Below are 11,819 nucleotides of genomic sequence, written 5' to 3' on the forward strand. Positions count from 1 at the left end.
GATCCAGACTACATTTCAATATTAGTGATGTTTGTATTGATGAACAGAAGCACGATATCCGGTAGGCGATACTTGATAAAACCGTTTGAACTGTTTAGAAAAATAAAGAGCATCAGTTAAGCCAACAGAAGCTGCAATCTGCTGGGTAGACAACTCGGGACGCTCTCGCAACAATTGACGTGCTTTATCTATACGTAATTTGAGCAGATACGTGATGGGTGTCATACCTGTTTCTTTTTTGAAAATGCGAGACATATATGCTCGATTATACCCGAGACTGTTACACATATCTTCGATCGATACAGGATGCGCATACTGACTGGACATGTAATGAATCATTTGTTTAACGATACGGCGGGTCATTGATTGAGTTCCAGGCAATACAGATTGTTGTATCATTAAGTCACTGATCTCCGATAGAATCAGATGCAGATACCCGAGTGCAGCTAGATCAGAACTTTCTTTTTGACTGGCAAATGACACAAGTAATTGTTCTAAATACGTACCGATACGTTCTTGCTCACCTGTCCGAGCAATAGGAGAATGAAGTGTAAAACCAACCTTTTCAATCATTGTCGCTGCTTCCTGTCCAGCAAAAGCAATCCAGCGATAATGCCAGGGTTGCTGTTGATCGGAAATATAGCTGACCAATTGCCCAGGATGAATCAGAAATAAATCCCCTTGAGATAAACGGTAGGCTCGCTCCTCGGTGATAAATTGACCATATCCGCTTTCAATATAATGGAGCAGATAATAATCATATATTTTGGGACCAATACGGTGATCAGGTGATGTCTGACTTTCACCAGCAAACAATACATACAAAGCTCCTTGGTCATGAAAAATAGGATTAGGTGAAACTTGATACGTTTTGGCATTTGTCATCACTATGCACTCCTTAAGGTGAAGTTTATTGCCGAAGTCACATTTGTCCATATAGATCACACATCTATTCATTACATCTTATGATATTCATATAGTATACTTAGTTCAAGCCAAACATTACATCATATCTAAATATGATAGTAAATAAAGGCAAATATCATATGTATTTTCACATATACTAGCATATAAATAGTACTGATCTAGTATATAAATAACTAACAATGTTTAACATCAGGTCACATCGATACTGCTTAAGATTATGGTTTTATGTTGAAGTAGCGACTTTTTAGACATGGATTGATTTGGCACATGTTCTGTTTATATACTCTTCACAAAAGAGAGTTACACTAGATAACATCATATATACTACTATTAGGAGGCGAATAAAATGGCAATATTAGTCACAGGTGGAGCAGGTTATATCGGATCACATACAGTAGCTGATTTATTAGAACGTGGAGAAGAAGTAGTGGTGATTGATAACTTATTAACAGGTCATCAAGAAGCACTTCTAGGTGGCAAATTCTATGAAGGTGATCTACGAGATAAAGAATTGTTAACTCGCATTTTTGCTGAAAATGATATTACAGCAGTAATCCATTTCGCAGCAAGTTCACTGGTTGGTGAAAGTATGCAGAATCCTTTCAAATATTATGATAACAATGTCTATGGTGCAATGTGTCTACTGGATGCGATGCAACAAGCAGGCGTGAAAAAAATCGTATTTTCTTCAACAGCAGCAACTTATGGTGAACCGGAAAAAGTACCGATTGAAGAAAGTGATCGTACAGAACCTGCTAACGTATATGGAGAGACCAAGTTAATGATGGAACGCATGATGAACTGGTTCGATAAAGTACATGGTATTCGTTATGTAGCTCTACGTTACTTTAATGCAGCAGGTGCACATACAAGTGGCAAAATTGGAGAAGATCACCGTCCAGAATCACATTTGATCCCGTTGGTATTACAGACAGCATTAGGTCAACGTGAATTTATCTCGGTCTTTGGTGAAGATTATCCGACAGAAGATGGTACATGTGTACGTGATTATATTCATGTCAGCGATCTAGCAGATGCGCATATCAAATCTGTAGAGTATCTGAACAATGAAGGTGCAAGTAATGTATTCAATCTAGGTAACGGTCAAGGATTCTCTGTAAAACAAGTGATTGAGACCGCAGTCAAAGTCACAGGACGCGATATTCCGGTCAAATTTGAAGCACGTCGTAGTGGTGATCCAGCAGTCTTGGTGGCTTCTTCGGATAAAGCACGCTCTGTACTTGGATGGAAGCCTTCTTACAATCAATTAGAAGATATTATTAGTGGTGCATGGCAATGGCACGAATCTCATCCACAAGGATATGGTAATCATGAGTAATCCAGTAGAACGTACAGCTGAACAAAATAGCGCATTACTTGCAATCGATGAACTGATTAAGTTCGCTTTTGATAAAGGATTAATTAAAGGAGCCGATATCGATTACGGACGAAATCTATTGTTAAAACAATTCCATTTCGATGAACCTTATAATCCAGATGTGCCGGCAATTCATATGGTCGCTCAGGGACAAGCAGCGGCTGAACCGCAAGTGATGTTGGATACATTAATTGATTATGCACATAGCATCGGATTATTGGTTGAAAATACAGATACGTACCGGGATTTAATGGATGCAGAGATTATGGGATTATTGATGGCACGTCCATCAGAAGTCACTGGAGATTTCTTTGATACGTTAGATCGGGAAGGTATTGAATCTGCAACAAGTGAATTTTATCAGTTATCGATCAATTCCAATTATATTCGGATGGATCGTGTCTCCAAAAATGTATACTGGAAGCAACCAAGTGCATACGGAGAAATGGAAATAACGATTAATCTGTCCAAACCTGAGAAGTCGTCAGCTGAAATTGCTCTGGCTAAATTAATGCCACCACCATCGTATCCTAAATGTCAGTTGTGTCGTGAAAATGTAGGTTATGCAGGACGTATTAATCATCCAGCCCGCCAAAATCTACGTGTTATTCCACTTCAACTGAACGGAGAATCGTGGTTGTTCCAGTATTCACCTTATGTGTATTACAATGAGCACTGTATCGTATTCCATCATGATCATGTACCGATGAAATTAACAAAAGATACATTCCGTCGTTTGCTTGATTTTGTCGATGAATTCCCGCATTATTTCTTGGGATCGAATGCAGATTTGCCTATCGTAGGCGGTTCAATTTTGACACACGATCATTTCCAGGGTGGACGACATACGTTCCCGATTGAACGAGCTACTGTGGAAGAAGTATATGGTCATAATGTTCATGATGATATTACATTAGAATTGGTAAATTGGCCGATGTCTGTCGTGCGTTTGCGTGCGAATAATTCATCTTTATTATTGAACTCCGCGAACGATATCTATGAAGCATGGAAATCCTATAGTGATGCCGAAGTTGATATTTTAGCGTCAACGATTCAAAATGGAGAATCGGTTCGTCACAATACAGTGACACCGATTGTTCGTCGTCGTGATGGTCAATATGAAATCGATCTTGTATTGCGTAACAATCGTACGAATGAACAGTATCCAGACGGGATTTTCCATCCTCATCCGGAGATGCACCATTTGAAGCGTGAAAATATCGGATTGATTGAAGTCATGGGATTAGCTATTTTACCAGGTCGTCTTAAAGAAGAATTGGATCAGATTGCTTCGATTCTAACAGGAGATATCGCTTTGCTGGATATGATTAGACAACAACCGAATCATCCATTAGCGATTCACTTGCTTTGGATTGAGCATCTGGTTGAAGCGTACGGTAATGATCTAGATCATGATCAAGCCACGTTAACGATTCAAAATGAAGTCGGTACCAAATTTGCTGAAATTCTTGAACATGCAGGCGTATATAAACGCAATGATCAAGGTCGTAAAGCATTCCGCCGCTTTGTTACACGAATGAATTATCATCTGAAAAGTTAAATAAAAAAGACATAAAAAACTTCCTTTTTAAAGGAAGTTTTTTATGTCTTTTACTTTATAACTAAATATACATAATTGGATTAAAAAATATTTTTTGGTATAATATGGTCGTCAGAAAATCAACTTGTGTATACATAAGGTTTGAATGTGGAAAAATAAGCAAAATAGGTTTAAGGAGGTTTTTTTAAATATAACTAATAATGTGATTCTATTCTATCAAGATGAAAGGAATAACTTATTATGTATTGGTTTATTATTACTGCTGAAGTTTTATTTTGGGTATTCGTAGTACTTGGATTAATTACAAGGTATTTATTTAAAATGAAAAAGCTTGGAGCAATTTTTTTGTTATTTACTCCCGTTATTGACTTATTGTTATTAGGAGCTGTTTACTTAAGTTTGAAAAATGGATCAGAAGTTACAATAGCTACGGGACTTGCTGCTTGTTATATAGGTATTACTGTTGCTTTTGGTCATCGTCTAATTAAATGGGCAGATACTAAATTTGCTTATTGGTTTGGAAAAGGGAAGAAGCCTGAAAAGAAATATGGATCACAACATGCTAAATCAGAACGTATAGGTTGGTTATTGCATCTTTTGGGTTGGGCAATTGGGAATGCGTTGTTGTTAGGAATGATTTGGTATATTAATGATTCTCAACGTTCGCTTCCACTGACTGGAATTATGACAACATGGACAATGGTATTACTTATTGATTTTATTGTCTCTTTCAGTTATACATTTTTTCCTAGAAAAGAAAAAGTTATAAAATAATCTTGATTTTTGAATCATTTCTAACATAGAAGGGGAGTAAAAACCCTTCTATGTTTCTTTTAATATATATGTATTTTTTTATATAATTTATTAAAATTTACAAAAATATGTATTAATTAGGTTGCATAATTCATGCATTTTATATTATGGTTTAAAAGTATAAAGACATATAAAGTGATTTTTTATTTTTTATTTCAAATTATGGAAGGAGAATCCAATGAGCAGTATGTTGTTACATGAAAAAAATATTCTTATTATGGGAGTCGCAAATAATCGTAGTATTGCTTGGGGAATCGCTCAATCTTTAGCTGCCCAAGGTGCAAGACTTATTTTTACATATGAGAATGAAAGAGTATTAGAACGAGTTCAAAAGCTTGTTAATACTATTCCTAACTCACTGATTTGCCCGTGTAATGTTCAAATCGATGAAGAAATTGATATGCTTGCTTCATTTTTAAAAGAACATGTTGGCATTATACACGGTTATGTACATAGCATAGCATATGCAAAACCAGAGGATTTAGATGGATTATTTGTGGAAACTTCAAGAAATGGATTTACTCTTGCTCATGAGATCAGTGCTTATTCTTTAGCAGCGGTTTCTCAAAGAATATATCCTTTAATGACTGAAGGCGGAAGTATAGTAACGATGACATATATTGGTGCTGAACGAGCTATAACTAATTATAATGTAATGGGTATAGCTAAAGCTTCTTTAGAAGCATGTGTAAGATATTTAGCTAATGATTTAGGATCTTACGGAATTCGAGTTAATGCCATATCTGCGGGTCCAATACGTACACTTGCTGCATACGGAATTAAAGATTTTAATGGAATGCTCAAAAAAATCGAAGAAATTACACCATTACACAAAACAGTAGATACATCTGAAGTTGGAGATACGGCTATGTTTTTATTATCTCAATTATCTAGAGGAATCACGGGTGAAACAATTCATGTAGATGCAGGTTATCACATTACAGGAATGTAGGGGGGAAGCATTGCTACTCACACAGATAGATAGCCGAATTATTTCAACAGAAGGAATAATAACTAAAAACCAATTTGAAAAAGATGTTCATATTTTTTGTGAATTATTTCATATGAAAGGAATTTCGTCACAAGATCATGTTGTTTTAAAATCAGATAATTCCTATTGGTTTATTGTATCTTTATTTTCTTTATGTCAAATGGCTGTTTCTATAATAGTGATTGATTCGCAAACATTGCCTGATGAAATTATGGAAATCTATACTGAAACAGAAGCAAACGTTATCCTAACAGATATTTGCCCGGAATTAAAAAATGTAAACGCTATTCTTATTCCTGCATTATTAGAAGAATATAAACTATATTTTAAAATGGCTATCGAATCACCAATTTGTAAAATTGATTTTTCAAAATGGTGTGAGAGAAAAGATGCACTTATTTTGTATTCTTCTGGAACTACTGGTAAACCAAAAGGAATTGTAAAATCAGGATCTACATTTATAGAAAATATTGTAGATACTATACAAATGATGAAGTATGTATCATCTGATTGTATGTTACCAATTGTTCCATTCTCTCATTTTTATGGACTTTCTCTTATTTTCTCTTGGTGGTTTGTATCTTGTTCTTTTATTATCTGTAACCCCAAAAATCTTTGGAGTATCATTACTCAAATTTCTAAAGATCAAGCAACAATAGTAGATGCTAATCCTTCTGCTTATTACACATTGTTGCGTTTGCTTGAGCGCAAACCCAGACAACTCGAACTGATTAAAAATGCAAAGATAAGAATGTGGTGTGTAGGAGGATCACCTTTGACAAGTGATCTAGATCAAAAATTTAATTCTATTTTTGGACAGCCTTTGTTGAATGGTTATGGACTATCTGAATTAGGGAATGTAACTCTAGGAACATTAGATAATCCTAAAGGTTGTGGTAAGCCTTTGCCAGGTGTAATGCTAAAAATTTTAGATCAAAATAAAAATGAAGTAGATCAAGGAATTACTGGAGAAGTATGGATAAAAAGTATAGGTCGCATGGAGGGTTATTTGAATCGTCCTGAGTTAACAGAGTCTGTGATAGAAAAAGATTGGTTTCAAACAGGCGATTTAGGATATTTCAATCAAAATAATCTTTATGTAATTGGTCGGATTGGAAAAACAATTAATCGAATGGGTTATATGATATCTGCTGTATATATTGAAGATCGAATTAGTGCTTTTGGATATCGTTGTTGTGTTGTAACTTTAGATGATATCTCTAAAGGGAATTTAATTATTATATTTATTGAAAGTGAATATTCTGAGATATTACATTCATTGCGTAAAGAGATGAACACGGTACTGCCTACATACATGTACCCTGATCGACTTTTTGCTCTTAAAACGTTTCCTCTTAATCGAAATGGAAAAGTTGATCGCTTACATCTAGAGAAATTAGCTCAGGAAAAAATTGAATTACGTAAAAATTGATTTCCCCATAAGTATATTATTCTAATATTTATCCATTAATTTACTTAAATGAAGAAGGGAAGAATTCAAATGAACGTAAGTAGAGAACTAACTAATTCAATATCGCTATTAGAAAGGCAAGAGGCAATTGTAAAATGTACAAATTATCTTATTGAATCACGACAAGAAGTTTTAGATATTCTTTCTTGCATTTCATCATATCGAGCCGCAAATGCAGAAATTGATTCAACAATTCTTACTTTACAAGGTGCTTTAAAAGAAATAGAAACTCATCAACCAAATATTCAAGAGTCAATGGCTGTATTTATGCCTTCAAATGTTATTTTATATTCATATGCACTATATCTTCTTGTACCCTCGTTATATGTCAAGACTATTCATTTTCGTCCATCCTCCCACGTTATAGAATATGTAAATAGACTTCATGAAAAACTTCAACCCATTCATCAACTTCCTATTTTCCAGCAAAAAGTAAGTCAAAAAGTATTCATGAGCGATTTTGTTCAACCTGCTGATATTGTTATATTCACAGGTAGTTACTCAAATGCAGAACAAATAAAAAAACAAATTCAAAAAAATCAATTATATATTTTCTTTGGGCAAGGGATTAATCCGTTTATTATTGGTCCTGATGCAAATATAGAATTAGCAGTTGATGATGTTATTCGAATGAGACTTTTCAACTCAGGTCAAGATTGTTTAGGTCCAGATATTATTTTAATTCATGAGAGTATAGCAGATTATTTTAAAAGCTCATTGATTGAAAGATTGGACGGATTAATGTTTGGTGAGAAGACAGACCCTAATGCGAACTACTCTCCGATCTTCTACAAAGATATACTTTATTCCATATCTGAATATTTCAATACTAATGATCAATTTATTATTTATGGTGGTGGTATCGATTTTCGGACTAAGAAAATGGAACCTACTATTTTATACAGTGAAATCGATCAAAATTTAGAATTTATTGAATATTTTTCTCCTGTATTCAATGTGGTAAGTTATAAAGTCGAAGAACAATTAACTCAACGAATTTCTTCAAGTTATTTTAGTGAACGTGCGATGGGATGTAGCTTATACGGATCAGAACATCTAGCTCCTTTTTTACGGAAAAAACATACACTTACCATTAATGAAACGTTAGAAGATGTAGATCAAGGTAATAAAGCTTTTGGTGGGTATGGAACCATGTCCAATTACATTTATTACAATATGAAATTAATATCTAAACCAGTGTTAATTTCAGAGATTGTGGCAGAGTATTTAGTAGAAAAAGAAGGCGTTAACATGATAGAAGAATTACGTCCTTGGGATGTCGTGATCAAATATTTGCAGTCTATCGGAACACAACATTTGTTTGGTCTACCTAGTGATGATCTCAGTATTCTTAAATCACTACCAGAATCGGAAATTAAATTCATTATGTGCAAAGATCAACGTAATGCTTTATTTATGGCATCTGGTTATGCTCTAACTAATCATCAATTAGCGGTATGTATTGTAGGAAAAGGCCCAGCACTTACTAATACGATAACTGGATTATTGGAAGCATGCCATTTGGGAGTTCCACTATTATTAATAGCACTAGGAACAGGTGGAGACAAATTAGGAACCAAATCATTTCAAGAAACAGATCAATTATCTTTAGTTAAACCACTTGTGAAATGGTCTTATCGGGTGGAACATCTAGATCGTTTGGTATGGGCATTAGAGAAGGCTACTTTTTTGGCCAAAAACGGTGCATCAGGACCTGTTTATATTGAGTTACCTGAACATTTAATAGAACAATCTTTGACAATAGAGTATCCATTTCATGCATTGGAATTTTTGTCTATTGTTCCTTCGCCTAGACAATTACAAGCAGGGCTTGACTTACTTCAACACTCTCACAAAACCATTCTATTGGTTGGCGGTGGCATGCAAGGTCAATCTTCGGATATCGTTGAACAGTTCGCAATAAATCATGAAGCTGCTATATTTGTAACTGCTTCAGGACGTGGAACAGTGGACGAAAATCATCCATCATTTTGTGGAGTGGCTGGCTTATATACAGATCCTCATATCCGAACATTATGGGAAAATGCAGATTTAATCATTTCTTTAGGAAGTCGTTTAGAAGAAACAGCTACTTTTGAATGGAATGTACTCTTACAAAATACACCATTGATTCAAGTTAATATTGAACTAGATGATTTTAATTTAGAATACTCAGGCTTGAAAATAATGGGTGATGGATATTCTACTTTATCATCATGGTTAATCTCTAGCACTGAGGTCAATCCTGTAAATTGGTTAGCAGAGATAAATAATTGCAAACAAAAGGCTTTTGCACATCGAATCGAATATATGGAAAAGCTACAAACCGTGCCTGATATTCATGTTTCTGAATTGTTATCTATTATTCAAGAAGAATTTCCTTCAAATATAACGATGGTTCAAGAAAATGGTCTTCAAGACATGTGGTCGTACTTTTATCCATATTTTTGTTTTGGAAAAGATGCACATTCCGTCGTCCCTAGTGATCAAACCAGTCTTGGGTTTGGTGCAGCGGCGGCTTTAGGAGTTAGTATTGCAACAGAAAATCCAGTAGTTGCTTTAATAGGAGACGGGGCATTTAATTTGTTTTGTTCAGATTTGATAACAGCTATCGAATATCAGATACCTGTTATCTATATTGTACTTAATAATGGAGGATACGGTTGGTTACAAAATCAGTTGAACTATCAGTCATCAGAAGTGAAGAATTCATTCTCATTTATTTCAAAATCGGCTAACAAAAATATAACTTCAATTCAAAATGATTTTGTTGAAAATTTAGATATCCATAATAAAAATGACGCTAAAGAAATTTTACAACTTGCTTGGAAAAAATATCAGGAACATAAATTAGTGATTATTAATGTGCATACTAATTTAAAAGATATTCATGAGAAAATTAGTCATATTTATGGAGACTTTCCTGTAATAGAACAATTCGCTAACAGTAAATCATAGGACGAAGGATGTGTATAGATTGAGAAAAAGAGTAGTTGTAACAGGTCAAGGAGTGATAACTCCAGTAGGACTAAATGTTAAGGATTTTTGGGATTCTTTAATAAAAGGAAAAAGTGGCATTGAAGATATAACTACTTTTGACGTGGAAGATATTCCAACTAAGATTGGAGCTACTGTTAAAGACTTTGATCCCCTTCAATATATGACTAAAAAAGAAGCAAATAAAGTCGCTCAATTTACTCAGTTTGCTCTTGCAGCTGCACATCAAGCTATAGAACAATCTCAACTTGTTATTAATGAACACAATGCACCAAGAGTTGGAGTTATAGTGGGATCTGGAGCAGGGGGCTTAGATATTGTAGAAGAAAATTACAAAAAACTAAATGAGATTGGGCCTAAACGCGTTTCTCCTCATTTTGTATCTGCAATGATGATCAATTCGGCTGCTGGAGAAATATCTATCGCCTTAGGAGCAAAAGGTCCTTCTTTCGCTGTAGTTACTGCTTGTGCTACAGGTAGTACTGCAATTGGGGAAGCGCTACGAACCATTCAATATGGAACAGCTGATGTCGTTGTAGCTGGTGGTGCTGAAGCTAACTTTAGTCGTTTAGATTTGGCTTCTTTTGCTAATATTCATGCACTATCTAGAAGAAATAATGAACCACAAAAAGCAAGTCGCCCATTTGATACAGGTCGTGATGGGTTTGTTATTGGTGGGGGTGCAGGCGTTGTGATATTAGAAGAATTAGAACATGCATTACATCGAGGAGCGAATATTCTCGCAGAAGTTGTGGGCTATGGTTGCACAACAGATGCTTATCATATTACAGCACCTGATCCTTCAGGTTCAGGTCCTGCTGAGGCTATTCGATTGGCACTAGAAGATGGAAACGTTCTTATTGAAGAAGTAGATTATATTAATGCCCATGGAACAAGTACTCCTTTTAATGACCAGATGGAGATCAATGCGATTCGTAAAATTTTTGGAGATCACGCACTCAAATTATCTATTTCTTCTATTAAATCGATGACAGGACATCTAATGGGGGGAGCCGGTGCTGTAGAATTAATTGCTACAGTACAGACTCTATTACATAGTAAGATTCCGCCTACTTTGAATTGTGATCAACCTGAAGATCCGGAATTGAATTTTGTTCCTCATGTATATCAGGAAAAAGAAGTTCAGGCAGCAATAAGCAATTCTTTCGGATTTGGTGGACATAACGTATGTATCGCAGTTCGTAAATGGAAAGGAGAATAACGTTATGAACGGAGAACATATTCATATTCCAGATGTTCTTCCACATCGTTACCCTTTTTTGTTTGTGGACAGTGTAGTGGGGTATGAGGATGGACATTGGGCTAAAGGATATAAAATAATTGATGAAAATGACTGGTTTATTAATGAGTCCAATCTATATATGCCCTCTACCCTTATTGTAGAATCGTTAGCTCAGATTGGAGCTTTTGCAACTATGGATGTAACAGGTATCTCATTTTTAACCAGTTTGAAAGGAATTAATGTTTTTAGTCAGGTTAAAGTCGGTGAAAAACTTGATCTTTATTATGAGGTTGTAAAACGCCGGCGTGGTTATGTAGTTGGAAAAGGTACAGCACATGTGGGAGAACGTTTAATAGTAGAAGCTGAGGAGATTGTTTCATTGGATCAAAAAATGTCATAGTCTCTTCCATCATAGACTCGATTATAATTCAGGGGTGA

The 11,819-nt window shown here is 35.1% G+C and carries 9 protein-coding genes; 8 read left to right on the forward strand and 1 reads right to left on the reverse strand.

Features of this window, described 5'->3' with window-relative positions; genetic code table 11:
* Positions 1-21: 21 nt before the first annotated feature.
* The gene (locus RCP16_RS02250) at positions 22-888 is read right to left on the reverse strand and encodes an AraC family transcriptional regulator (protein WP_308641550.1); all 867 of its coding nucleotides are present in this window, start codon (positions 886-888) and stop codon (positions 22-24) included.
* Positions 889-1,273: 385 nt separating this feature from the next.
* Between RCP16_RS02250 and galE the strand changes: the two genes are divergently transcribed.
* The 8 genes from galE (at position 1,274) to RCP16_RS02290 (ending at position 11,781) form a co-directional block, all read left to right on the forward strand.
* On the forward strand, positions 1,274-2,266 hold the full coding sequence (gene galE, locus RCP16_RS02255; RefSeq protein WP_273594576.1) for a UDP-glucose 4-epimerase GalE: 993 nt from the start codon (positions 1,274-1,276) through the stop codon (positions 2,264-2,266).
* Positions 2,259-3,866 carry a UDP-glucose--hexose-1-phosphate uridylyltransferase gene (locus RCP16_RS02260; RefSeq protein WP_308641551.1) on the forward strand — a complete coding sequence of 536 codons (1,608 nt, stop codon included), beginning with the start codon at positions 2,259-2,261 and terminating at the stop codon, positions 3,864-3,866. Before galE ends, RCP16_RS02260 begins: the two co-directional genes overlap by 8 nt.
* 240 nt (positions 3,867-4,106) lie before the next feature.
* On the forward strand, positions 4,107-4,640 hold the full coding sequence (locus tag RCP16_RS02265) for a hypothetical protein (protein ID WP_308641552.1): 534 nt from the start codon (positions 4,107-4,109) through the stop codon (positions 4,638-4,640).
* Between the two features lie 217 nt (positions 4,641-4,857).
* A complete protein-coding gene (gene fabI, locus RCP16_RS02270; protein WP_308641553.1) occupies positions 4,858-5,631 on the forward strand; it encodes an enoyl-ACP reductase FabI in 774 nt (257 codons plus the stop codon).
* 10 nt (positions 5,632-5,641) lie between these two features.
* A complete protein-coding gene (locus tag RCP16_RS02275) occupies positions 5,642-7,102 on the forward strand; it encodes a class I adenylate-forming enzyme family protein (protein ID WP_308641554.1) in 1,461 nt (486 codons plus the stop codon).
* Positions 7,103-7,150: 48 nt separating this feature from the next.
* Positions 7,151-10,099 (forward strand): aldehyde dehydrogenase family protein, encoded by a 2,949-nt coding sequence (locus RCP16_RS02280; protein WP_308641555.1) that lies wholly within the window; start codon positions 7,151-7,153, stop codon positions 10,097-10,099.
* Positions 10,100-10,118: 19 nt separating this feature from the next.
* Positions 10,119-11,360, forward strand: a complete 1,242-nt coding sequence (fabF, locus tag RCP16_RS02285; protein ID WP_308641556.1) for a beta-ketoacyl-ACP synthase II — start codon at positions 10,119-10,121, stop codon at positions 11,358-11,360.
* Between the two features lie 4 nt (positions 11,361-11,364).
* On the forward strand, positions 11,365-11,781 hold the full coding sequence (locus RCP16_RS02290) for a 3-hydroxyacyl-ACP dehydratase FabZ family protein (RefSeq protein WP_308641557.1): 417 nt from the start codon (positions 11,365-11,367) through the stop codon (positions 11,779-11,781).
* Positions 11,782-11,819: the final 38 nt, after the last annotated feature.

Origin of the sequence: Paenibacillus nuruki (assembly GCF_963311185.1) — a bacterium.
GTDB classification, from domain to species: Bacteria; Bacillota; Bacilli; order Paenibacillales; family Paenibacillaceae; genus Saccharibacillus; species Saccharibacillus nuruki.

Coding starts and splice junctions, on each gene's coding strand:
- RCP16_RS02290 (WP_308641557.1), top strand. CDS start 11,365: ATGAACGGAGAACATATTCATATTCCAGATGTTCTTCCACATCGTTAC.
- galE (WP_273594576.1), top strand. CDS start 1,274: ATGGCAATATTAGTCACAGGTGGAGCAGGTTATATCGGATCACATACA.
- RCP16_RS02280 (WP_308641555.1), top strand. CDS start 7,151: ATGAAGAAGGGAAGAATTCAAATGAACGTAAGTAGAGAACTAACTAAT.
- RCP16_RS02260 (WP_308641551.1), top strand. CDS start 2,259: ATGAGTAATCCAGTAGAACGTACAGCTGAACAAAATAGCGCATTACTT.
- RCP16_RS02265 (WP_308641552.1), top strand. CDS start 4,107: ATGTATTGGTTTATTATTACTGCTGAAGTTTTATTTTGGGTATTCGTA.
- fabI (WP_308641553.1), top strand. CDS start 4,858: ATGAGCAGTATGTTGTTACATGAAAAAAATATTCTTATTATGGGAGTC.